General features: G+C 31.4%; 18 protein-coding genes. 5 read left to right on the top strand and 13 right to left on the bottom strand.

Going from position 1 to position 26,371, the window contains the following annotated elements:
- Nucleotides 1-3: 3 nt before the first annotated feature.
- From WHD08_RS00360 to WHD08_RS00310, 11 genes are all read right to left on the bottom strand, one after another.
- Nucleotides 4-1,656 carry an alpha-amylase family glycosyl hydrolase gene (locus tag WHD08_RS00360; protein WP_208889689.1) on the bottom strand — a complete coding sequence of 551 codons (1,653 nt, stop codon included), beginning with the start codon at nt 1,654-1,656 and terminating at the stop codon, nt 4-6.
- Nucleotides 1,657-1,713: 57 nt separating this feature from the next.
- Nucleotides 1,714-3,591: an alpha-amylase family glycosyl hydrolase gene (locus WHD08_RS00355; RefSeq protein WP_208889690.1), complete on the bottom strand. Its 1,878-nt coding sequence runs from the start codon at nt 3,589-3,591 to the stop codon at nt 1,714-1,716.
- Nucleotides 3,592-3,601: 10 nt separating this feature from the next.
- Nucleotides 3,602-6,022, bottom strand: coding sequence for a TIM-barrel domain-containing protein (locus WHD08_RS00350; RefSeq protein WP_208889691.1), 2,421 nt, complete (start codon nt 6,020-6,022; stop codon nt 3,602-3,604).
- A gap of 40 nt (nt 6,023-6,062) precedes the next feature.
- Nucleotides 6,063-8,015 carry a glycoside hydrolase family 13 protein gene (locus WHD08_RS00345; RefSeq protein ID WP_208889692.1) on the bottom strand — a complete coding sequence of 651 codons (1,953 nt, stop codon included), beginning with the start codon at nt 8,013-8,015 and terminating at the stop codon, nt 6,063-6,065.
- 58 nt (nt 8,016-8,073) lie between these two features.
- Nucleotides 8,074-8,340, bottom strand: coding sequence for a hypothetical protein (locus WHD08_RS00340; RefSeq protein ID WP_340833164.1), 267 nt, complete (start codon nt 8,338-8,340; stop codon nt 8,074-8,076).
- Nucleotides 8,341-8,439: 99 nt separating this feature from the next.
- Nucleotides 8,440-9,342 carry an IS1595 family transposase gene (locus WHD08_RS00335; protein WP_165734421.1) on the bottom strand — a complete coding sequence of 301 codons (903 nt, stop codon included), beginning with the start codon at nt 9,340-9,342 and terminating at the stop codon, nt 8,440-8,442.
- A 46-nt stretch (nt 9,343-9,388) separates the two neighbouring features.
- A complete protein-coding gene (locus tag WHD08_RS00330; protein ID WP_340833162.1) occupies nt 9,389-9,625 on the bottom strand; it encodes a hypothetical protein in 237 nt (78 codons plus the stop codon).
- A gap of 65 nt (nt 9,626-9,690) precedes the next feature.
- Nucleotides 9,691-11,985, bottom strand: coding sequence for a glycoside hydrolase family 65 protein (locus tag WHD08_RS00325; protein WP_208889694.1), 2,295 nt, complete (start codon nt 11,983-11,985; stop codon nt 9,691-9,693).
- A 127-nt stretch (nt 11,986-12,112) separates the two neighbouring features.
- Nucleotides 12,113-12,766, bottom strand: coding sequence for a beta-phosphoglucomutase (gene pgmB / locus WHD08_RS00320; RefSeq protein ID WP_208889695.1), 654 nt, complete (start codon nt 12,764-12,766; stop codon nt 12,113-12,115).
- A 73-nt stretch (nt 12,767-12,839) separates the two neighbouring features.
- The gene (locus tag WHD08_RS00315; RefSeq protein ID WP_208889696.1) at nt 12,840-14,210 is read right to left on the bottom strand and encodes an MFS transporter; all 1,371 of its coding nucleotides are present in this window, start codon (nt 14,208-14,210) and stop codon (nt 12,840-12,842) included.
- Nucleotides 14,211-14,356: 146 nt separating this feature from the next.
- Nucleotides 14,357-15,379 (bottom strand): LacI family DNA-binding transcriptional regulator, encoded by a 1,023-nt coding sequence (locus tag WHD08_RS00310; RefSeq protein ID WP_165730657.1) that lies wholly within the window; start codon nt 15,377-15,379, stop codon nt 14,357-14,359.
- A gap of 200 nt (nt 15,380-15,579) precedes the next feature.
- On the opposite strand from WHD08_RS00310, the gene WHD08_RS00305 reads away from it, so the two are divergent.
- From WHD08_RS00305 to WHD08_RS00290, 4 genes are all read left to right on the top strand, one after another.
- Nucleotides 15,580-18,492: a SusC/RagA family TonB-linked outer membrane protein gene (locus tag WHD08_RS00305; protein WP_165730656.1), complete on the top strand. Its 2,913-nt coding sequence runs from the start codon at nt 15,580-15,582 to the stop codon at nt 18,490-18,492.
- Nucleotides 18,493-18,503: 11 nt separating this feature from the next.
- Nucleotides 18,504-20,078: a RagB/SusD family nutrient uptake outer membrane protein gene (locus tag WHD08_RS00300; protein WP_208889697.1), complete on the top strand. Its 1,575-nt coding sequence runs from the start codon at nt 18,504-18,506 to the stop codon at nt 20,076-20,078.
- 11 nt (nt 20,079-20,089) lie between these two features.
- Nucleotides 20,090-21,409 carry a SusE domain-containing protein gene (locus tag WHD08_RS00295; RefSeq protein ID WP_208889698.1) on the top strand — a complete coding sequence of 440 codons (1,320 nt, stop codon included), beginning with the start codon at nt 20,090-20,092 and terminating at the stop codon, nt 21,407-21,409.
- 67 nt (nt 21,410-21,476) lie between these two features.
- Nucleotides 21,477-24,242, top strand: a complete 2,766-nt coding sequence (locus tag WHD08_RS00290) for an alpha-amylase family glycosyl hydrolase (RefSeq protein WP_208889699.1) — start codon at nt 21,477-21,479, stop codon at nt 24,240-24,242.
- An 83-nt stretch (nt 24,243-24,325) separates the two neighbouring features.
- Here WHD08_RS00290 and WHD08_RS00285 read toward each other — a convergent pair whose 3' ends face one another.
- Together WHD08_RS00285 and holA are read right to left on the bottom strand one after the other, a co-directional pair.
- Nucleotides 24,326-24,778 carry a DUF1569 domain-containing protein gene (locus WHD08_RS00285; protein ID WP_165730648.1) on the bottom strand — a complete coding sequence of 151 codons (453 nt, stop codon included), beginning with the start codon at nt 24,776-24,778 and terminating at the stop codon, nt 24,326-24,328.
- Nucleotide 24,779: 1 nt separating this feature from the next.
- Nucleotides 24,780-25,781 carry a DNA polymerase III subunit delta gene (gene holA / locus WHD08_RS00280; protein WP_165730646.1) on the bottom strand — a complete coding sequence of 334 codons (1,002 nt, stop codon included), beginning with the start codon at nt 25,779-25,781 and terminating at the stop codon, nt 24,780-24,782.
- 17 nt (nt 25,782-25,798) lie between these two features.
- Here holA and WHD08_RS00275 point away from each other — a divergent pair, with 17 nt between their 5' ends.
- On the top strand, nt 25,799-26,242 hold the full coding sequence (locus WHD08_RS00275; protein WP_208889700.1) for a type I restriction enzyme HsdR N-terminal domain-containing protein: 444 nt from the start codon (nt 25,799-25,801) through the stop codon (nt 26,240-26,242).
- Nucleotides 26,243-26,371: the final 129 nt, after the last annotated feature.

Here is a 26,371-nt window from a genome sequence, read left to right as displayed (position 1 = left end):
AACTTATTTTTTTTCTAATAAGACCACAGTGTCTTTTGATGTAAAACTTACTTTTCCTTCTTTAACTTCGACTGTTTGATTTGAGTAAAAATCATTTATTTTTTCGCCATTATTAAAGATTGAAGAAACAATAATTTCTTTATTTCCTTGTGGTAAATTAAGTCCGATTACAACTTTATCATCGTTTCTAACTCTAGAAAAAACCAAACCATTTTCTTCAGAAATTAATTCATGCTTTCCTGCTCCAACAGCCATATGATTGGCTCTAAACTGACCTAATTTTTGCCAATGTTCTAAAATTTTCTGAGTTTCTTCATTCGATTTAATGTCTTCCCAATTCATAAAAGAACGCAAAGTAGCATCGCCCACAGTACCTTTTATGGTTAAATCTCTTGCAGATTCATCTCCATAATATACTTGAGATGTTCCTGGAGTTAACAGCAACATAGTGGCCGTTTTATAAGGCTGCTCTCTTTCTTTATCAAAAGGCTGCCCATCATCATGAGATGTTAGATAATTTAAAATTCCGTATCCTTTAAAATCTGTATGTAGAAGCGAATCGTATTTTTGAAAAACAGCTGTTTCTGCCATTTGTTTCACATTCCATTTCAATTCAAAATTGATTAAACTATTAAAAGCATTGTCATAATAATTAATTTTCTCTCCACCTAAATCAAATGCCTTTCCATCTGATATAGTGTAATTATACACCTCGCCTACTAAATAAAAGTTGTTTTCATCTAATACTTTCTCAGGATTATTTTTTTTGTAAATAGCAAAAGCAGCATCGCATTCTTCTTTAAATTCTTGCCATACAAATTCTTCTGTATGTTTTACGGTGTCTACTCTGTAGCCATCAATTCCGAATTCTGTAATATAATCCGTTAACCATTTCATAATGTAAAAACGTGGTGCTCTTGGGTGACCAGTTCTTGCAAAAAAGGCATCTAATTCTTTTACTTCTTGCTCGTAACGTCCTTCTGCTTTCCACTTTTCTACCAACTGAATTGGCAATTCTACAACCTCATTACTTTCTGTTTTAATGTCTGGTAAATTTTCTACCAACGTACAAGAAACCGTATTTTCATAAGAATCATACGTACAAGCTGGTCCCGTTCTTACCCAATCTGAAGGCCAAACCGGATCTTTTTCTGTAACTGGACCTGTGTGATTGATAACGGCATCTAATAAAATACGAATTCCGTTTTTATGCGCAATAGCTACCAATTCTTTCAAGTCTTCTTTGGTTCCAAAATTCGGATCTATACTTGTCCAATCTTTTGTCCAATAACCATGAAAACCATAAGACAAACCTGTACCTTCATCTGTTCCTCCATGAATTTGCTCTACAATTGGCGTCATCCAAATGGCGTTAATTCCTAATTTGGTAAAATAACCTTCTTTTATTTTCTGAGTAATTCCTTTAATATCTCCACCTTCAAAGCCACGTAACTTTCCTGTTTCTTTAGTTCTTTCAAAATTGATATCATTGGTGGTATCTCCATTATTAAAACGGTCTGTCAATAAAAAATAAATATTTGCGCCTTCCCAAACAAACTCTTTTTGAACTGTTTGTGTTGCTACTCTTTCTTTTGATGAATTTTCTTTACAACTAATAATAGTTGCTAACAAGATGAAAAAAACAAGGTTCTTCATAATTATATTTTATGTTTTAAATCTCAAAGATTTTAAACCCCTTTGAGGTTTATGTTATTAATATTTAACTTTAAGTATAAAAGATTCTAATGGTTTTAGATCTACTCTAACTCTAGCTTCTCCGTTTTCTACTTTTAAAGTTGATGAATACTCTTTATACAATTGATCTTCTACTTGGTATTCGCCATCTTTTAAATTCCATTTTGTAATAATATCTTGAGGTAAACCTAACTCAAATCCATAGGTATCATTTGCATTAAAGTTAGAAACTATAATTAATTTTTCATCATCGCTGTAACGTACAAAAGAAGAAACTCTATCATTATACCATTCTGTATGCTGACGATTAAAATGATGAATATCTTGGTACTCGCCCATTAAGGCATCACTTTTAATGGTAAAGTTTAATAATCTTTTGTAAAAATCTCTTAATGATTTTTCTTGATCCGTAGATTGCCCGCCATCATACTCTTTACCATTTACCCAACGTTGTAAAGTTGGCACACCAATATAATCGAAAATAGAAGTTCTAGATGGACTTCCAAATCCTGCATTTTCTGCTCCAGGCTCTCCTAATTCTTGTCCGAAATACACCATTGTTGGTGCCGTAGAAATTGTTGCAGAAACCACCATTGCTGGTTTTCCTTTTAAAGGATCTCCCGCAAATTCTGGACTTGCAATTCTTTGCTCATCATGGTTTTCTAAGAAATGCAACATATTGTGTTCAATATCTTTTAAATCTTCTTGAATTGGCGCAATATGATCTGTTAATCCATGACCTTGCATAATATTTTTTATGGTATCATACAACTGCACTTTGTCATATAAATAATCCATTTTCCCTTTTCTGATGTAATTTCTATATTCATTTGGGTTGTACACTTCTGCCAATAGAAAAGCATCTGCATTTTTCATTTTAATAGCAGAATTCATAAAACTCCAGAATTCAACAGGCACCATTTCTGCCATATCATATCTAAATCCATCTACACCTTTTGCGGTCCAATACAATGCAATATCTCTAAATTTAACCCAAGAGCTAGGTACTTTTTTATCTTGCCAAAATTCAAAGTGTTTTTTGTAGTCTTCATTATCAAAACCTTCTGGTAATTCTTCAAAATCTTTTTTACCTTCAGGAGAAACACCATAATTTACTTTTACAGTTTCATACCAATCATTAAAATGAGGTTTTGCAGCTCGTGAACCATTACCTGTCCATTTTGCTGGATTTTCATCAAATTTATTATCTGATAACGGATTTTTTTCTCCGCCTAAAGGTGCATATCCATTTAAAAAGTCTGGTACTTGAAAAGCTTCATTAGGCACATAATAAAAATTATTATCTACATCATACTCCACTGTTTTATCATCATCTGCACCAAAGTCTTTGGTTCCTTCTGGGTTAGATAAGCTTTGATAATTTCTAGCAACGTGATTTGGTACAATATCTATAATTACCTTTAATCCGTTTTTATGAGAACGCACTATTAAAGCCTCAAATTCTTCTAATCTGTTTTCTACATTTACTGCTAAATCTGGATTTACATTATAATAATCCTTAACCGCATACGGAGATCCTGCTCTACCTTTTACAATATCTGGATCATCATTTGAAATGCCAAACTCTGTATAATCTCTAATTACATCATGGTGAGGAACACCTGTGTACCAAATATGTGTAACACCCAAATCTTTAATTTCAGACAAGGCTTTATCTGTAAAATCATTGAATTTACCAACACCATTTTCTTCAATAGTTCCCCAAGGTTTATTAGTGGTATTTGTATTACCGAATAATCGTGTAAATACCTGATAAACCACTGTTTTTTTCTCTTGATTTGTATTCATCTTCTTAGTTTTTGGTGTTTTTTCTGTTGAACAACCAATTATTATTGCTAAAACTGAAACAGATATAACGCTGTATATTTTTTTCATAATTGATTTTTTATTTTAATGATATTTTTACTTTTAATTCTTTATTAGGATTCCATTTTAATGGAATTGTAAGCATATTTTTTTCTGATGAAATTCGTTTTCTTTTTCCATCAACTTTTACCTTTTTAGGATTCCAGTTGATATTATGTAATACCAACGTAATTTCTTTTTGTTCTGGATTCCAATTTTCACCAAATCCTGCTTTCATTTCAAACTCTAAGCAACCTTTGGTTAATTCAGATTCAAATTCTAGAATTTCATAAGCTCCTTTTTCAAATGCATTAGAAAGCAAACCATTGTCATTATAAAGCGTTCTTTTACTTTCTTTAACCGAAGCGTCAAAATAATAATGAACTTCTAAAACATCACCTTTATAAGCATCTGTAGTCTGTTCTAATTTTGCCATCGGTATAAAAGCACCTCCTCTTACATACGTAGGAATTGTTGCTTCCTCTAATTCAACTGATTTTGTTTGTCCACCAACAACTTTTTCATCTGTATAAAAATTAAACCAATTGGCAGTACTTGGAAAATAAACTTCTTTGGTTGCTACCGAATCTTTTAAAATTGGTGTGATTAAAAAATCATTTCCCCAAAGGTATGTAGTTGAATTAGTCATCAACTTTTCATCGTCTTCTTCAAAGAAAATAGGACGCATCAATGGCGTTCCTTTTTGATTGTTATCAAATGCTACATTGTAATTATATGGCAATAATTTATAACGTAATTCAATGGCTTTCTTGGTCAATCTCTTGGCTCTTTCACTTCTAAAAACAGGTTCACTAGCAACATCTTCTTGAGCATGAGGTCTAAATATTGGTTGAAAAACACCATATTGCAACCAACGGATATATAAATTATCATTTAAATTTGCGCCTGCAAATCCACCTAAATCAGAATGCATGTATCCCAAACCTTGCATCCCCATTTGTAATGCAATTTCTGGTTGAGACTGCAATCCTCCCCAAGTTCTGTTAACGTCTCCAGACCAAGAAATCATGCCAAAACGTTGCGAACCAGAATAACCTGCTCGCATTAAAATAAAAGGTCTTTCATTTGAAAACTCTTTTTGATAGCCTTCAAAAATTAAACGTGCCCAATCATGCCCGTAAATATTATGAATTTCATCTGCTGTTTTATTTTCAAAATTCACCCAAGAAGGCAAAACTTCTGGCTCTCCTAAATCTCCCCAAAGTCCTTTTGCTCCTAATTCTACTAGTTCTTTATATATGTTCCAGAACCATTCTCTTCCTTCTTTTTTGTAAATATCTACAATACCTGTATTTCCAAAATAGAAATCATATTTTGCGGGATTCCCGATTGAATCTGTTGCTAAAACATGTTTTGCTGCAGCTTCATCCCACTTTTTAGAAGTGGATAAAATAAAAGGTTCTGTAATTAAAACTGTTTTTACACCTTTGTCTTTAAGTCCAGAAATCATTCCTTTCATATCAGGAAAAGAATCTTTGTAAACCTCCAAATTCCCCATGGTTCCTTGTAACTCTTTTCCAAACCAATACAAGTCTAAAATTACAGCATCTACTGGTATTTTTTCTTCTTTAAATTTAGCAATAGTCGCTTCTGTTTCTTGTTGTGAATGGTAACCAAATCTACTTGAAAAGTTACCTAAAGTCCAACGAGCTGGTAATGGTTGTTTCCCTGTTAAATCGGTATAATTGTTTACCAAATCGATCCAGGAATCACCAACAATAACTTGATACGTTTTTCTTCCTGAAATGGTTTCATACGTTAAAGAATTGTCTTTTTTACTGTCTAAATCTAAATAACCAATAGGAGCATTATCAAAATGAAGCATGTATTTTTTTGATGAAATAACCAAAGGAATTGTAAAGTTCATTAACTCCGCATGCGTTTCATAACCATACTGTGCTCTATTATAGAGTGGCAATCTGTTACCTCTTCTATTCATGCCCAAAGCTCTTGATCCTGCACCATATAAAACCTCATCTGAAGTTAAATTGAATTCAATTTTTTCCGTTTTGTCGGCAACAATATTGCCTCTAACCAAATCCATTGGTTGGTGTTCCGACTTAAAATACCCGGTTTTTTCTGAGGTAACAACCTCATCATTATAGGTATAAATAATTTGAAAAGGTTTGTGTTTTACAAGTACCGAAATTCCTTCAGAAAAGAAATTACTTTCGTTTGCACTAATTACATGAGTAATATCTACTTCTGATGGTTTTAAAACTACCGCATGAGATTCTTTAACCTGCTCCTCACCAGTAGGAATAAAGCTAGTTTCTACAATTTTTGTATTTAAAAATGTAACAATGTACAAACCATCATTCACATTAATATTAAAACCATTAGCTGTTTGTTTTATGCTTTTAAAAACTCTGTCTGTATTCTGTGAAAATGAAAAAGTTGTTATAAAAAGTAATAAAAAAAATATTTTATAATTCTTCATATTTTATGTTTAAAAACCCAAAAGGTTTAGACCGTACTACTTATATTTTTGTTGTTAAAAGAACACTACCTTTTTCTGATAAATGAATTTCATTTCCCCAAATAAAAGTATCGCCCGTAATAATGTTTTTTAAGGTTTTACCCTCTAATCCAACCTCTTCAAATCGTTTTAAATCTATTGTAATTGGTTCAATATTTTTATTGATAATATTTACAACCGTTTCATCACCCTTTGTTCTAAACAAGAAATAAGTCCCCATGAAAGGAGCAAAATGAATGGTTTTACCATCATGAATTGCTTTACTATCTTTTCGATAATTCAAAATCTTTGTAATAAAAGATTGCATGTCTTTTTGGTATTCATTTAATCCTTCACCAGTAAAAGCATTTACAGCATCATCTTTAAAACCTCCTGGAAAATCACTTCGTATTAAACCATGATCTCCGGGGTTTGCAGAATCATTCATTAGAATTTCTGTACCGTAATAAATTTGAGGAATTCTTGGTAAGGTTAACATATAACTCAATCCCATTTTTACTTTTGAGGTATCTTCCCAAAGCTCTGTAAAAACTCTTGTTTTATCATGATTATCTAAAAAGACAAACACATCTTTTGGAGATGCATAATGAAAATCATTGGCTAAACCTTCATATAGTTTTATCAAACCTTTGTCCCATTCTTCTTCTTCATTAATACCTTCTACAATGGCTTTTTGCATTGGAAAATCCATCGGAGATTTTAAGTTAGACTCATAACCATCTCTGTTATTTGCACCTCTTTGCCAATACCCAACAATTAACGGATTGTAGCTCCACTCTTCTCCCACTATAGAGAAATTAGGGTACTCATGCATAATAGCACCTGCCCAATCACTCATAAAGTTTTTGTCTGGATATGGATACGTATCTTGTCTAATACCTCCTAAACCCAACGTTTCTATCCACCAAATACTATTTTGAATAATATACTTTGCTAAAAACGGATTTCGCTGATTTAAATCTGGCATTGCAGGTGTAAACCATCCTTCATTATTTCCTTTTAAATCTGCTTTTGATACGTATATATCTTGATTTGTAGTTCTTCTATGGTTAGACCCAATATTGGTTTCATTGTTCCAATTATCTATATTGTCCTCATAATTTTTTTGATTGTTTAACCAATCACCAAAAGGTAAATCTTCCATCCACCAATGCCCAATTCCACAATGATTTGCAACTTGGTCCATGATTAATTTCATGTCTTTTTCTCTTAATTTATAAGCTAACTCTTTATATTCTGATAAATTTCCGAAACGAGAATCTACTTTATAATAATCTGTAATTGCATAGCCATGATACGAACTTTCTGCCATATCATTTAAAAGAACTGGCGTTGGCCAAACAGTTGTAAAACCAAGGTCTGAAATATAATCTATGTGATTTATAATTCCTTGTATATCGCCTCCATGACGCTTGTAATTATCAGAACGGTCTATATCTGTTTCTTTTAATGCTGTATTGATATTATTAGAATCATCTCCGTTTGCAAAACGATCTGGAGTAATTAAATAAATAGCATCAGAACTATTAAAACCTATAAAATCGTCCGACTTTTTATCTCTTGATTTTAACTCGTACGTATGTGTTTTTTTTGTGCTATCTGCAAAAGTAAAATCGATATTAAATTCCCCTACTTCTGTAGACTCATCAATTTTTAAATCGATAAATAAATAATTATTACTTCTAGCTTTGTGTACTTTTTCGATAGTAACTCCTTGATAAGAAATAGAAGGTATTGCATCACCAATATTTTCTTCTTTTACTAATAATTGCAACGAAGTATCCTTAAAACCCACAAACCAATTTGGTGGTTCTACTCTTTCAATTTCGTTTATTACTGCTGTAATTTCCTTAGTAACCTCCATTTTATTTTGTTCTCGTTTTTGGCATGAAAACAAAAATACAATAACAGAAATTATAAGAACATTTAAATGGTTGTATTTTAATAGTTTCATTTTATCCTATTTAAACCTCAAAGGTTTTAAAAACCTTTGAGGTTTGCTTTGTTACTATTTATTCAATTTCTTCAAAATTATCACTTTGTTCATTTTCTTTATGAACATGAATAAAATTATCTTTATCATCAAAAAATTCAATCACTTCTTCTCTCTTCAAAATTGTTGGTTTTGATGATAAAATAGATTTATAAGAAGAATATAAATATTCTTGATAATTATCTGTAAAACCATGTTTAAGAGGATTTAAATGAATATATAAAATTACATTTCTTAAATATTTTAAATCCTTAATTCTATTACGTTTAAATCTAACTTTAAACAAACTACCTTCTCTGTTGTACTTTTTATTTATTGCCTTTGTATAAGCATTAAATAAGTTAGAAAAAGGTTGAGATAATTTCTCTAAATTTATTTTATTGAGTTATACGTTTAGCTTCTGTTTTATTTGATTTTGATAAACTGGTTTGGCAACTACCATTCTTTCAATTGTTTTATGAAATATACTTTTCTGAAATTGAGATCTATTAATTCTAAAACAAAATTCATCAAAATAAGCTTGAATATGCCATTTACTTACATGAGTTGGTATTGCTCTAAGCCAAGACTTAACTTGCATAATCATGACATGTAATTGTTTAAAGTTAGCACCATTATTACTATAGATTTGCTCAATGTTATAAACTTCTTTCAAAGGTTCATATCCTCTCCATTTATCTGTTATTATTTTAGCAGATTTACTTATGTGTTCTTCAAAAATTGGTGTTAATGATTTTGCAGAATAGTCGTTTATAGATTTAATGTAAACTCTTTTCACCTTATTGTTATCTGTTAATTCTACTGCAATTACGGCTTTTTTCTTTTTTGTATCGTAACTCCTACCTTGTTTTCCTTCTTCTTTTCCTCCAACAGTAAACTCATCAACATGAATTAAGGTTTCTAGAGGATATTTTTGACTACTTTTCATTGCTTTACGAACTTTTTGCATAAAATACCATGCAGTTCCTTGACGAATACTAAAGCGTTTACCCATTTGAATACTTGAAGTACTTTTACTATTTGTACTCATTTCAAAAGCAACACAAAACGCTTTTTGCAATCCAAATTTAACTTTATGAAAAAGTGTATTTGCAGTAGCACTTTCTACATGATGGCAAGCATAACAGTGATAATTATATCCAGCTTTTTCACAACCTTTTGTATGTCCACATTTACTACATTTAAAACCATCCTGCCATTTTATTTTTGATAAATAAGCTTTACAGGCTTCATCATTTGGTAGTTCTTTTATAAAGTTTAGTATATCTTGACCTTCAAAATTATCCATATATCAATGTTTTAAAGCTATAAGATACGGAAACTAAATGACTAACTCAAATAATTTTATTAATAGATGATAACTCTTCCCTTGATTTTATTTTAATCAATAAATGAAAATGATTTTTCAACAAACAGTATGCATATACATCTGCAATTGGTGAAATATGCTTTTTTATTAAATTTAAAAAATGTGAATAATTACTATCTTCAACAAATAAATTTTCTTTATTATTTCCTCTATTATAAATATGGTAAAAATGGTCAGGTTCTAAAACATCATATTTTTCCATATTTTTAATTCGATTATTATGTAAACCTCAAAGGTTTTAAAAACCTTTGAGGTATCTATTTATATTTATTTACTTGGTGACACAGTTACTTGTTCTCCATCAACTAAAATATCAATTGATTCTTTTCCTTCTAGTGTAAACTCAGTTCCTGTTTGAGAAACATTTACTGTAATTACTTGATGTCTAAAATTCACTTTAAATGAATAGGCTTTCCATCCCTTAGGAATTTTTGGAGCAAAAGAAAGCGTGTTATTTTGTACTCTCATTCCCCCAAAACCTTCAACGATACTCATCCAAGTTCCTGCCATAGAAGTAATATGCAATCCTTCTTCTACTTCGTGATTATAATCGTCTAAATCTAAACGAGAAGTACGTAAATAGAATGTATATGCCTGATCCATTCTATCTAACTTTGCAGCTTGAATACTATGTACACAAGGAGACAATGAACTTTCGTGCACTGTATATGGCTCATAAAAATCGAAGTGACGCTCTAATTCTTCCGTAGAAAAATCATCTTCGAACATATAAAAACCTTGCAATGTATCTGCTTGTTTGATGTACGGAGAACGTAAAATTCTGTCCCAACTCCATTTTTGGTTAATCGGTCTCTGGCTTTTATCTAAATCTGCAACCGTAATTAATTCTTTATCTAAGAAACCATCTTGTTGTAAGTACACATTGTGTTTTTCTGAATATGGAAAATACATATCATCTGCAACACTTTTCCATTTTGCCAATTCTTCATCAGAAAAATTTACTTTTTCTTTAATTCTGATGTAATCTGAAATATGGTCTGTTTTTACAACTTCTATATTTTCTAACGCATAATTAATACACCATTTTGCAATGTAATTGGTGTAAAAGTTATTGTTGATGTTATTCTCATATTCATTTGGACCAGTAACACCCAAAATCATGAATTTATTTTTATCCGAAGAAAAAGTCGCTCTTTGTTGCCAAAAACGTGCAATGGCAATTAAAACTTCCAATCCTTTTTCTGGAATGTAAGAGTAATCGTCTGTAAAACGGTGATAGTTATAAATAGCAAAAGCGATAGCTCCATTTCTATGAATTTCTTCAAAAGTAATTTCCCATTCGTTATGGCATTCTTCACCATTCATGGTAACCATTGGGTACAATGCTGCTCCGTTTGTAAAACCTAACTTCGCTGCATTTTCAATCGCTTTGTCTAAATGATTATATCTATATTCTAACAATGTTCTTGCTACAGCTTGGTCTTTGGTTGCCATGTAAAAAGGAATACAATACGCTTCGGTATCCCAATACGTACTTCCTCCATATTTTTCTCCTGTAAATCCTTTCGGACCAATATTTAAACTAGCATCTGTACCTAAATACGTTTGGTTTAATTGAAAAATATTAAAACGGATTCCTTGTTGTGCTTTTACATCTCCTTCTATGGTAATGTCGCTCATGCTCCATATTTGTGCCCAAGATTCCTTTTGTTTCTCTAATAAAACATCAAAACCAAAACTAACGGCTTTGTCTAAAGCTACTTTTGCTACCGAAACTAAAGCGTCTTTATCATGATTTCTATCAACCACATAACCACCAAATTTATGGATGGTAAATGTTTCATTTTCTTTAATCTCTTGTTGATAAGTGCAAGAAATTAAATTTGAAGTTTGCTCGCTTTTACAAGGTACCTCAACTTCTTTATTGTCTACAAACAAACGAGATTCCATAAAAGTACACGTGTAAAAATGTGTTTTCATGGTTCTTGCCTCAATATAAGATTGTTGGTTATTTTGAGAAACTTTTAAAACATCCCAAAATTGATCATCCCAATTGGTATCTTCATTGGTAATTCCTGCATCTATATAAGGAATATACGTGATTTTAGCATCTGAATTTAACGGAGTTATCGTGTAACTAATCGCACCAATTTCATCTAATTCTAAACTTAAAAAACGTTTTGCTGCTACTTTAATTTTGATTCCGTTTTGTAAAACAGCTTCAAAATCTCTAGACAACCAACCTTCTTGCATGTTTAGTTCTCTCTTAAATTTAGAAACCTCTTTACAGGTGTTTAAATCTAATTTCTCTTCATTGATCAATACGTTAATACCAATCCAATTTGGTGCATTCAATACTTTTGCAAAATACTCTGGGTATCCATTTTTCCACCATCCAACTCTTGTTTTATCTGGGTAATAAACACCACCGATATAACTTCCTTGAAAAGTTTCTCCTGAATAATTTTCTTCAAAATTAGCTCTTTGTCCCATGGCTCCATTACCAATACTGAACAAACTTTCTGATGATTTTACTTTCTCTGAATTAAAGCCTTCTTCTATGATAGACCATTCGTTTGGTATGATATAATCTTGATTCATTTTGTTTTTTTAAGATATAAGAACAAAGATGCTAGACCGCTACGCTTTTAGACTGATTCTTGCTCTGTAATTTATTTTTTATCTTGTTTCTTGACTCTTTTTAGTCTTGTTTCTATTCTCGACCTAATTATTTATCAATCAGCTCCTGAATAAAATCTGTACTGATTTCTGTAAAATCATTAAAGTTATGTTTTGCTTCCGATAATATTTTATCATCACCAATACCAATACTGATCATTTTTGCTGCATTTGCCGCTTCTACACCTGCCACTGCATCTTCAAAAACCACACAATCAGTTGCGTTTACACCTAATTGCTTTGCGGCTAATAAAAATACTTCCGGATCTGGTTTTGCTTTGGTAACATTATTACCGTCTACAATAGCATCAAAATAGTGCAAAAGACCAACTTTCTCTAAAATAGGTTGTGCATTTTTACTTGCAGAACCTAAGGCAATCGGAATATTTTGTTCTTTTAAAAAAGCTAAAACTTTAGGTACATCAGGTAAAATTTCTGAAGCATCCATATTTTCTATATACTTTAAATAATCTACATTTTTTTCGATCATCCAAGTGTCAAATTCTTCTTGTGTTGCTGTTCTATTACCAATTTCCAACAAAATTTCTAAACAACGTTTTCTACTTACGCCTTTAAATAATTCGTTTTGTTCTTTGGTAAATTCGAAACCTAATTCGTTTGCTAATTTTTTCCACGCTAAATAATGATATTTCGCTGTGTCTACAATAACTCCGTCTAAATCGAATATAAATCCTTTTTTCATCTACTTTCCTTCTTTATTTTTAAATAAAATTAATTTTAGCATGTATTAATTTTATCTAAACTATTTATTTTTTTTAAGTCCCTTCTTGATAACTAATTGCATTTTTATTGGTAATTAATAAATTACATAATCCTGCAATTATTAAACTTATTCCTGCAACTGTCATTGCATTTATAGCATCTTCACCTAATAAATTAGATACATAATTAATTCCCCCTAATGCTGCAATAATTTGCGGAATTACAATAAACATGTTAAATATTCCCATAATAACGCCCATTTTCTTTGGGTCTACAGAACTAGATAACATGGCATATGGCATAGACAAAATACTACCCCAAGCAAAACCAATTAATACAAAACAATATTTTAAATTTTCTGGTGATGCATAACTCATCGCTAAAAACCCTAAACCACCAATAATTAAAGAAAACATGTGTACATATTTTCTGTTGATGTTTCTTTTAGAAGTATATAAGGTTAGTAACAAGGCAAATGCCATAGAAGACAATCCGTAAATACCCATTGCAGAACCTACTGAATTAGAGGATTCTTGAAATTTTGTATTGGCGATTCTAAATGCTTCTGCTTGCACAGTGTCTGTCATATTAAAAGCAGCCTCTATTGGAGCGGGTGTATGAAATACGTGTTCCGTTAATGCAGGATTTGCCATAGACCACATGGTAAAAAATGCAAACCATGAGAAAAACTGAATCACTCCCAACTTTTTCATTGTAGTTGGCATGCTACCAATATTCTCTAATATATCAGGAATAAAATTATTCTTTTTTGCTTTTTCTTTTTCAAACTCTTTCATGTCTTCTGGCGGATATTCATCCGTTGTAAAAACGGTAAAAAGAATACTTGCCATAAAAACAACTGCACCTATTGCAAAAGCAACTTTTACAGACATTGGTACAACTCCAGATGCAGCTTCATTACTAACACCAAACTGAGAAACCATCCATGGTAAGTTACTTGCTACCCAAGTTCCTATTCCTATAATTAATGTTTGTACAACAAAACCATAAGATCTTTGAGATTGTGGTAACTTATCTGCCACCAATGCTCTAAAAGGTTCCATAGAAATATTTATGGAAGCATCTAAAATCCATAAAAAACCAGCAGCCACCCATAATGCAGGAGATTGTGGTACAAAAAATAGTGCTAATGAACTTAAAATTGCACCTACCAAAAAGTAAGGCTTTCTTCTCCCCCATTTTACACTCCAAGTTCTATCACTCATATAACCAATAATTGGTTGTACAAGTAAACCTGTTAAAGGTGCGGCTATCCAAAGCAAAGGAATATCTTCTTTTCCTGCGCCTAGTGTTTGAAAAATTCTCGACATAAATCCACCTTGTAAGGCGAATCCAAATTGTATTCCTAGAAACCCAAAACTCATGTTCCAGATTTGCCAAAAACTTAATTTACGCTTTTCCATTTATCGTATGCTATTAAGTTAATATTACGATAAGCGTTTAGACTTATCAATTCATAAATTTTGTGGAATGTAATTTATTGATAAATCGTAAATATCTAGCAAAGGTATGTGTTTTTTATATATGTGAAGAAAAGGAAAGTAAAAATCTACGACGACGGTTTCGTAGATTCTCGTAGTTTTAAATCGCTAGAAATCACGATTTTTTTAGGTTTAAATACTTCAGATTCTTTTTCTATTCGTTCTATTAAAAGTTCAACTGCTTGTTTCCCCATTACAAAACCATGTTGTGCAATTGTTGTAATAGAAGGTGAAGAATATCTAGAGATTAAACCATCTGTAAAACCTATTACAGAAAAATCTTCTGGTATTTTATGTCCTTTTTGTTTCGCTGCTCTCATTGCCTTAGCTGCATAAATTTCATTTACAGCAAACACTGCATCAATATCTTGTTCAAATACTTTTTCTATTTGATCAGAGATATCAGCTTCTTCATCAATTTCAAGGATTAAATTAGAGTCTGTTTTAATATAAGCTTCTATCAATGCTTTTTCATAACCTTGCCTTCTTAAAGCTCCTACATTAACGTGCTTTGGTGTTGTTATTAGCGCAATTTTTTTTCTACCATTTTCTAACAAATGCTTCGTCGCTTTATAACCGGCACCAACATCATCTACCACTACTTTATCACACAAAATTTCATCTACAACTCTATCTATTAAGACCAACGGAATTTCTTCTGCCACTAGATCTTCAAAATGCTTAAAGTCTTTATTTTCTAATGTTCCACTTGCAATGGAAACAATTAAACCATCTACACTTCCGTTTGATAAAACTTTTAAGGTATCTACTTCTTTCTTATATGATTCATTAGAGAAACAAACCATAATATGATACCCTTTTTCATTAGCACCTTCTTCAATCCCCATAATTACTGTAGAGAAAAAATGATGCACTATTTTAGGTAAAATAACTCCAATTACTTTTGTTTTTTGATTCCGAAGTTGAAGCGCTAAACTGTTAGGTTTGTAATTATAGTAATCTGCATAAGCTTGAATTTTTTCTTTAGTCTCTCTACTTATTTCATGACTATCCTTTAAGGCTTTTGAAACGGTAGACGTAGAAACTCCTAATTCTTTCGCAATTGTTTTTATAGTAATTTTTTGCTTCATTCTTTATTAAATCTAAAATATTAGCGTGATTTTTTATTAATATGATGACAATCTCATAAGAAAAGTTGTTAACACGAAAACGTTTTCGTGATTTATATCATGTTGTAAACATATTACTAATATCTATATTTACAATGTGGAATGTAAATTTATTGTAATCAAAAAAGTCAAATTTACAGTTATTATTTAACAAATTATACATGGAAAAATTTAAATTATTGTTAATTGGAATTCTTTTAACAACCTCATTTAGCGTGTTTGCACAACAAACAGTTAAGGGTGTTGTAAAAGATAAAACATCTGGCGATCCTTTGCCTGGTGTTAGTGTAGTTATTAAAGGTACTACTAGAGGTATGCAAACCGATTTTGACGGAATCTTTACTCTAGATAAGGTACAAACAGGAAACGTACTTGTCTTTAGATATTTAGGTTTTTCAGACAAGGAGGTTACAATAGGTACAGATTTTAATCTATCTGTAGTATTAGAAGAATCTTTAGAATCTCTAGACGAAATTGTTGTAGTAGGTTACGGTTCGGTAAGAAAAGAAGATTTAACAGGTACAACAGATTTATTAACAAGTAAAGATTTTAATAAAGGACCTATTGTTTCTGCACAATCACTTATTAGTGGTAAAGTTGCAGGTGTAAATGTAATTGCGGGTTCTGGTGCTCCAGGAGATGGACAAACCATTAATATACGTGGTACAGGTTCTTTATCATTAAATAGCCAGCCATTATATGTTATAGATGGTATCCCATTAGACAATGGTGGTGTTGGAGGATCTAGAAATCCATTAAACTTTATAAACCCTAATGATATTGAAACATTTGTAGTTTTAAAAGATGCGTCTTCTACTGCTATTTATGGTTCTAGAGCTGCAAACGGGGTAATTTTAATTACTACTAAAAAAGGTAAAGACAGTGAGTTTAAGTTTAACGCAAGCTCTCAAACAACTGTTTATACTTTAAGAGATAAAGTAGATGTTTTATCAGCAAATCAATTTAGAAGTTTAATAAATGATATTGGAACACCTAACCAAATTGCTTTATTAGGTGATGCTGATACAGATTGGCAAGAAGAAATTTATACAACTGCTATAGGGCAAGATCATAACTTTAGTGCATTAGGTAAAATTTATGGAATACCAATGAGAGCTTCTTTAGGATATTCTGAACATGAAGGAATTTTAAAAGGAGATAACTTACAACGTACAACTGCTTCTATGAACTTATCTCCTACTTTATTTGATAAACACTTAAAGATAGATTTTAACGTAAAAGGAATGTACACCGAAAATGAATTTGCAGATAGAGGTGCAATTGGTGGAGCGGTGTCTTTTGATCCTACACAATCTGTGTATGATGCAAATTCTCAATACGGTGGATACTTTGCATGGTTAGACGCTGGTACCGGAAACCAAAACAACTTAGCACCAACAAACCCTTTAGCATTATTAGACTTAATAGATGATTCTGCAGAAATTAGACGTTTTGTAGGGAATGTAAAGTTTGATTATAAAATACATGGTTTAGAAGATGTTACCGCAACAGTTAACTTAGGGTATGATACTTCTAACAGTCATGGTAGAAAAGTTACTTCAGAACTTATTCCAACTTCAGATGCAACTTTTAATGGTTCTTTATCAAGATTTACTCAAAATTCAGACAACAAGGTTTTAGACGCCTACTTAACGTACGCTAAAACTTTTAATGAAAAGCACAACTTAACAGCAGTTGCTGGTTACGCATATCAATCTTTTGAATATGATAACTATAGTTATGATAGTGAAGCGGAAGAAGATGGTAATACGTATGAATTTATAGACAAATCTAAAAACGTGTTATTATCATATTTCAGTCGTGCTAATTACGATTATGAAGGTAAATACTATTTAACAGCAACCGTAAGAGCAGATGCTTCATCTAAATTAAACCCAGATGATCGTTGGGGATTCTTCCCATCATTTGCTGCAGCTTGGAGTATTCATAAAGAAGCTTTTATGGAAGATTCTTTCTTTAATGAATTAAAATTACGTGTTGGTTACGGTGAAATAGGTAACATTAATGGTTTAGGTGATTATCAGTTTTTAACTAGGTATCAAGGTAGTACAGATACTGCTAACTATCAATTCGGAAACTCTTTTTATCAAACTTTTAGACCAGAACCAATTAATACCGATTTACGTTGGGAAGTTGGAAGAACTTTAAATCTTGGTGTAGACTTTGCTTTTCTTGATAGAAGAATTACAGGTTCTGTAAATGCTTATTTAAAAGAAACAAACGATCTTATTGCTAGTTCTATTGTAGACCCTTTTACAAATTTTGGAAACAGAATTAACGCCAACATTGGTAACATGGAAAATAGAGGTTTAGAGTTTAACTTAAACACAACCCCTATTAGAACAGATAATTTTGAATGGACAGTAGACTACAACATTTCATTAAATGATAATAAAATTACCAAATTATCTGCAGACCAACCACAAGGAGGAATCTCTACAGGTGTTGGTAATAATGTACAAGTACATAGAGAAGGTGAAACTGCAAATAGTTTCTTAGTTTTTCAACAAGTGTACGATGCCAATGGAAAACCTTTAGAAGGGGTTTTTGTTGATAGAAATAACGACAATATGATTAATGATGATGATAAATACATTAATGAGGATCCTTTTGGAGATGTTTTAATGGGCTTTAACACAGGTGCTAGTTATAAAAACTGGGATGTATCTATACAAACTAGAGCTAGTTTTGGTAACTATATGTACAATGATGTTGCTGCAAATAAAGGTGTTGAAAAAAACGCTACAAACAACAGTATATTATCTAATTTACATGCAGATTACTACAATAGTGGTTTTACAGTTATTAATGATAGAACGGCCTTAAGTGATCATTTTGTACAAGATGCTTCTTTCTTTAAAATTGATAACATTTCACTTGGTTATACTTTAGATAAGATAGAAAACACAACGTTTCGTTTTTATGGATCATTACAAAATGTTTTAACAATAACCGATTATGATGGTTTAGATCCAGAAATTAACTTAGGAATCGATAATGATTTTTACCCAAGACCTAGATCTTTTGTATTAGGCGTAAATGTTAACTTTTAATAAAAAGAAAAATGAAACAAAAATTTAAATATTTAATTGTAATCATGTTATTCTCTTTAGGAGTTATATCATGTCACGAAGATTTGAATCAATTACCTATTGATCCAGATAGTTTTACAGAACAAGATGTGTTTTCTAATGCAACAGAAGCACAAGGAGCACTTGCTAAATTATATGCTAGTTTGGCTTTAACAGGTCAAAAAGGACCTTCAGGTGAGGCAGACATACAAGATATTGATGAAGGTTTTTCTCAATATTCTAGAATGTTGTTCAACTTAAATGAATTAACAACAGACCACGCTGTAGTTGGTTGGGGAGATGCAGGTTTACCAGATTTACATGGAATGTATTGGTCTGGTAGTAACGATTTTTCTGAAGCATTGTACTATAGGTTAGCACAAGAAGTATCTTTTTGTAACTCATTTATAAATAATGCAGCTGTTTTAACAGATACGGAGGTTGCAAGTTATATTGCAGAAGCTCGTTTTTTAAGAGCATTTGCTTACTATAATTTAATGGATATATATGGTAACGTACCTTTAGTTACTTCTGTTTCCACTGAGTTGCCAATGCAAGCATCAAGAACAGAAATATTCAATTTTATTGAAACTGAATTATTAGAAATTCAAGATGAATTAAAAGTAAGTGGATCTAGTGAGTATGGTAGAGTAGATCAAGCTGCTGCTTGGGCATTATTGTCTAAATTATATTTAAATGCTGAAGTTTTTACTGGTACAGCAAAATATGCAGAAGCAGTAACGTATTCTAACAAAGTAATGACTTCTAGTTATTCTATTAATACGGTAGATGCCAATGGAAACGGAAGTGCTTATGACGAACTTTTCTTAGCAGACAATAACACAAACGGAGCACAAAATGAATTTATTTTTGCCTTAAATTTTGATGGTCTTAGATCTCAAACTTATGGAGGTACTACATTTTTAGTACATGCTGCAATTGGTGGAAACATGAATGCTACAGAGTTTGGTGTAAACGGTGGCTGGGGAGGCTTAAGAACTACCAAAAACTTGGTTAATAAATTTGATGCAAACGATAAAAGAGGAATGTTTCATTCAGATGGTCAAACTTTAGAAATCGAAGAGATTCCTACTTTTGAAAATGGATATGCTGTTACTAAATTTAAAAACATCGATTCTAATGGAAACCAAGGATCTGATGCTGCAGGAGATTTTGTAGATACAGATTTACCGTTAATAAGATTAGCAGAAATCTATTTAAACTACGCAGAAGCATCTCTTAGAGGTGGCGGAGGAGATTTAGGATTGGCTGTAACTAAAATTAACGAATTAAGAGAAAGAGCTTTCGGAAATGTAAGTGGAAACATCAGTATAGCAGACTTAACTTTAGAGTTTGTTTTAGACGAAAGATCTCGTGAGTTGTATTGGGAAGGACAAAGAAGAACAGATTTAATTAGATATAATTACTTTACTTCTGATACGTATTTATGGCCTTTTAAAGGGAATTCTAAAAACGGATCTGGAGTTCAAGATTATAGAAACCTTTTTCCTTTGCCTAATAATATTATAACAACGAATCCTAATTTAAAACAAAATCCAGGATACTAATAACTAAAGACATGAAAAAAATAATAAATTCATTATTCGCTCTTATTATTGTATCAATTGGTTTTACCAGTTGTGAAGATATTAATGACAGAGTAATCATAAACCCGGATGTAGCAGCTACAACAGCGTTGATTATTCAAGAAACTGCACCTATTGTACTTTTAGAAGAGAATCAGACTGAAATTGCTCTACATACAACTTGGACAGCACCAGATTTTGGTTTTGATGCAGTGCCAACGTATAAAATTCTGATAGATTTAGCTTCAGGAGATTTTAGTAGTGCAGAAACCATAGAAATTGGTGATAAATTAGAGAAATCATTTACAACTTTAGAATTAAATTCTATTGCATTGGCATTGGGTGCAGAAGCAGATGTTGCTTCAGATTTGTCTATAAAACTACAAGGCTTTATTGGCAATCAATTGTTAATTAATACAAATTTGCAAACCATTAATGTAACTCCATACTCTAGTATTTTAGACTTATCTACTACATGGGGAATCATTGGTTCTGCTGCTAATGATTGGGGTGCAACTCCAGACTTACCATTCTATACAACCAGTACTGCAGGTGTTTTAGTTGCTTACGTTACTTTAATTGATGGAGAAATTAAATTTAGAGAAAATAGTGATTGGGATAATAATTTTGGAGATGACGGTGCAGACGGAACTTTAGATGCTGGTGGAAGTAACATCGCTGTTGAGTCTGGTGCTTATAAAATTACCATGAACTTAAATAGCAACACTTATAAAATAGAAGATTTCTCTTTAGGTATTGTTGGTTCTGCTTATAATAATTGGGGAGAAACTCCAGATTTTGCTCTTACTTACGATTCTTATTCAGATCAATTTAGAGGAATTGTAAAGTTATTAGACGGTGAAATGAAGTTTAGAATGAATAATGATTGGGGTACCGCTTACGGAGAAGGTGCTGCAGGGTTCTTAGATGCATCTGGAGGTAATATTGCTACTACAGCTGGTAGATATATTGTTACTGTAAACCTAAATGATCTATCTTATTCTTTAGAACCAATAGAAGATATTTGGGGACTTGTAGGAGAAGCAACTCCTAATGGATGGGATGGTCCAGACGTATTATTTACAAGAGATTGGTCTCAACCAAATGATGATATTTGGGTCCTAAATAAAGTAACACTTATAGATGGTGAATATAAATTTAGATCTAATGGAGCATGGGCTTTAAATTATGGTGATGACAATGCTGATGGAATTTTAGATAACGGAGGAGCTAATTTAGTAGCCACTGCTGGTACATATTCTTTTGTATTAAACTTTACAGATCCAGAAAACCCAACGTATACAATAAATTAATTTTTTTTAAAACTTTACAAAGACTACCCCTAAAAGCGGTAGTCTTTGTTTTTTAACACGATTACTTATGAAAAAAATTACACTACTTTTATTATTAATAACTACTCTAAGCTATAGTCAGGTACAAAATGCTACCTTTTCGGTTTCTCCTACTACTTTTAACGAGAGCGATGATATAACCATTACAGTCTCAGGTATTACAGCTGCTTCTTGGGGAGTTTCAGAGATCTATTTATGGTCTTGGTCTTATGATATCAATGATGCAAACGCTATGGATTCTCCAACAAATGGAAGTTGGACGAACTCTAACGAAGCTCAAAAGCTAACAAACAATAGCAATGGTACTTATTCAATAACATTTAAACCATCAACTTTCTATAATAGAACTGGTTTAGGACGTATTGGTATGTTAGTTAAAGCTAAGGATGGTTCTGGAGATAAGAAAACTCAAGACCAATACTTTGAAGTTGGTGCTTATCAACTAACTTTAAATGCTCCTACAACGACTACAACAATATTAAATTCTGGAGAAACATTACCAATTGCTGCAACAACTTCGTTAGCATCAAACTTTAGCTTAAAAGCAAATGGAGTTGTTATTAATCAACAAAATAACACATCAACATACAACTACACTCCTACCGTTACAGAAAATACTACCTTTATTCTAGAAGCTACAAATAACGGAGAAATTAAAAGCACAACATTTAAAGTAATTGTAAAACCAACGGTTTCAGAAGCACCTGTTCCTGCAGGAATGAAAGACGGAATTAATTTGAATCCATCAGACAATACAAAAGCTACTTTGGTTTTTTATGCTCCCGAAAAAGAGTTTATTCACCTAATTGGTAGTTTCAACAATTGGGAAATTAACAATGCCTATTTACTTAAAAAAGACAGTGCTACAGATCGTTTTTGGATAGAACTTACAAATTTAACTCCGCAAACAGATTACACGTATCAATACATCATCAATGCAGATTTAAGAGTTGCAGACCCATACTCTACTGTAATTTTAGATGAATATAACGATCAATATATAAACGCAACAACCTATCCTAATTTACCAAGTTATCCTACAGGAGAAACCAACCACGCAGTTACTTTATTAAGAACTGGAGATGCAAATTATGTTTGGCAAACTACTAACTTTACAAAACCAGAAAAAACAGACTTGGTTATTTATGAGCTTTTAATAAGAGATTTTGATGCCTTACATTCTTATGATGCTGTAAAAGCAAGATTAGATTATTTAGAAGAATTAGGTATTAATGCCATCGAGTTTTTACCTGTCATGGAATTTGATGGCAACGAATCTTGGGGTTACAACCCTTCTTTTCATATGGCTTTAGACAAATATTATGGCAACAAAACTTCTTTTAAACAATTTATAGATGAATGTCATAAAAGAGGAATTGCTGTAATTATAGATGTTGCTTTTAATCATGCTTCTGGTCAAAATCCATATTATAGAATGTACAATACAGACAATGGTGGTTATGGCGGACAAGCAAATTCAGATAGCCCTTTTTTCAACCCAACTGCAACACATTCTTACAGTGTTTTTAATGATTTTAATCACTCGAAACAAGCTGTAAAAGATTATGTAAAAAGAGTTTCTCAATATTGGATTGATGAATATAAAATTGATGGTTTTAGATGGGATTTAACCAAAGGATTTACTCAAAATTGTGTTTCTGGAGATGCTTGTACAAATGCATATCAGCAAGACCGAGTAGATGTTTTAAAAGAATATGCTGATGATCAATGGGAAATAGACCCTAATTTTTATATTATTTTTGAACATTTAGGTACCAACGAAGAAGAAACTGAATGGGTGAATTATAAATTAGATGAAGGAAAAGGAATTATGGTTTGGGGCAACCACAATCATCAATACAACCAAGCGACTATGGGGTATGGTACTGAAGCCGATTTTTCTTGGATTTCTTACAAAAACAGAGGTTGGTCTGTACCTGCAAATGTTAGTTATATGGAAAGCCATGATGAAGAGCGTTTAATGTATAAAAACGTACAATTTGGTAACGCTAGCGGAAGCTACAATGTTAAAGACTTAAATACAGCATTAGCTAGAGAAGCATTAGCGGGCGCTTTTTATTTTACAGTTCCTGGACCAAAAATGATTTGGCAATTCGGAGAATTAGGATATGATATTTCTATAGAAGAAAATGGTAGAACAGGAAATAAACCAATTTTATGGAATTACTTAGACAATGTTAATAGAAAGAATTTAAAAGAAACTTGGTCTAAATTAATTCAATTAAAACTGCAATATGAAATTTTTGAAACTTCAGATTTCACTCTAGATGTTGGTAATGCTAACGGATTAAATACAATTCATTTAACAGATGCATCTGCCTCAGACATACAAAACATTACTATTATCGGTAATTTTGGTGTAACCACGCAAAGTATTTCTCCTACTTTTCAACAAACAGGTACTTGGTATAATTTATTAGAAGATAACACTACAATAACAGTTACAAATACAACTGCTAGTATTTCGTTAGCTCCAGGTGAATTTAAAGTGTATGCAAATAACCCGGCTTCTCTTTCTTCGGATGATTTTACGTTAGACGATAAAAACTCTATGAAACTGTACCCTAATCCAGCTAAAACACACTTTGTTCTTTCTGATAAAACTAATGAAGTTACCATTTTTGATATTACCGGAAAACAAGTAAAATCGTTTTCTAAAGAAGCAATAGACAGCAATTACTTTGAAGTATCAGCCTTTAAAAAAGGTGTTTATTTTATTAGAATTAAGGATGTAAATAACCAAATTCTTACTAAAAAATTGATTCTAAACTAACTCAATAATTAGTGATTTAAACAAAGAAAGCGAGCAATATTTATATATTACTCGCTTTCTTTATTTATAAAAAACATGTAAATCTAAACTCCAAATTGAGTTAAGTGATGGTCTAAATGTTTATAAAATGAATTATTCCATTCTACCGCAGTTAGTTTACCAAAAGAATTAGACTCTTTACCTTCAAAATGAGTTTCTCCTAATTCTTGGGTTTTAATAATGTAATCTACTAAATTTTTCTTTTCTACTTCAAATTCTTTATCATCAGCAATAATGAATTGAGATGCAGTTCTTCCATTTTTAGCATAAGGTTTTTCTGAAACAACAATATTTTTAACAATCATCTTTAAAATCCATTTGGTAAAAGCATTTGGTTTAGGATATTTTTCTGTAAAAACCATCTCATAAGAAACAGCACAATGCGCTAACATTTGAGATACAGACATTTTTCCCCAAGTTGGATTTGTTGTAGCCGATAAATTATTGATTCTTTTAATTACGTCATTTGTAATTTCTTTTTCGAAAATATTTTTCATTCTAATGTAATATTTTAAACAATAATTCTTTTAATATATCTTTTTGAGATTGACTTGCGCCAACACCTTTACTTTTTACATCTGCATCTCTTAAAAAGGCAATTATTTGTGCCACTTTACGCATTGGATAATTTCTTGCAGCTAAAAAATATTCATCAACAAAATAAGGATTAACACCTAATGTTTTTGCTACAGAACTTTTAGACTTGTCTTTTAAACCATGAAAAGAAAGGAGTTGGGTAAAATACCCATTCAACAAAGAAATGGTCATTACCAAAGGATTGTTCTTTGGGTTTTCTGCAAAGTAATTTATAATTCTATTGGCTTTTACAATATCCTTCTCTCCTACTGCTTTTCGCAATTCAAAATTGTTAAAATCTTTAGAAATACCAATATTGTCTTCAATATGCTTATCACTAATAATAGATTCTTTAGGCAGAATTAGCATTAATTTATCTAACTCGTTAGAAATTTTACTTAAATCTGTTCCTAAAAACTCTACTAACATCTGAGATGCTTTGGGTTCTATTTTATACTTTTTACCACTTAAAACTCTACGAATCCAATCTGAAACCTGATTTTCATACAGTTTTTTACTTTCATAAATTAAACCTGTTTTAGCAATTGCTTTGTGCAGTTTTTTACGCTTGTCAAGTTTTTTATACTTATAATTAAAAACTAAAACAGTGGTTGGTTGCGGATTCTCTGCATAAGCAACTAACTTTTCTATATTTCTACTTAAATCTTGGGCTTCTTTAACAATTATAACCTGTCTTTCGGCCATCATTGGGTAACGTTTTGCAGCAGAAACAATATCTTCTATGCTTGCATCTCTACCATACATTACTTGCTGATTAAACCCTTTTTCGGCTTCCTCTAAAATATGTTCTTCTATATAGTCAGAAATTTTATCAATATAATAAGGCTCATCACCCATTAAAAAATAAATTGGCTTTATAATTCCTTTCTTTATATCTGAAACAATGTCTTTTATTTCGTTCATTTACTTACTTTTGACTGATGCAAAAACTTAACCTACCTTCTTATAATTTCAAACTCAAAAGTAGCGAAAATAAGACGCTTATTTTTGATAAACTGAGAAAAAAATATATGGTTTTAACTCCAGAAGAATGGGTACGTCAACATTATGTATCTTTTTTAATAGATGAAAAAAAATATCCAGTTTCTTTAATTGCCTTAGAAAAGCAATTAACCATTAATAATCGTAAAAAAAGAACAGATATTTTAGTTTTTAATAAAGAAGGAAATCATGAGATTATTGTAGAATGCAAAGCACCTTCTATTAAAATCACACAAGACACTTTCGATCAAATTGCACGATATAATTTAAAGTTAAAAGCCAATTACTTAATTGTTACCAATGGTTTAGAACATTTTTATTGTAGAATGGATTTTGAAAAGGAAACCTATATTTTTTTAAAGGATATTCCTGACTACAAATAACAATTGTCATTATTCTAAAAGTAAAACAGAAAAAAGAATAGAAAACGGACATTTCTCTTTTGCTTAAACCCATGTGTAAGTTCAATTTATTTATACTTTTATTAAGACAAATTATATAAAAAAAATAAC

Source organism: Polaribacter sejongensis (assembly GCF_038024065.1).
In the GTDB taxonomy this organism is placed as follows: Bacteria; Bacteroidota; Bacteroidia; order Flavobacteriales; family Flavobacteriaceae; genus Polaribacter; species Polaribacter sejongensis.
The sequence above is the reverse complement of the archived record's forward strand: the minus strand, read 5'-3'. Positions and strand labels throughout refer to the sequence as shown.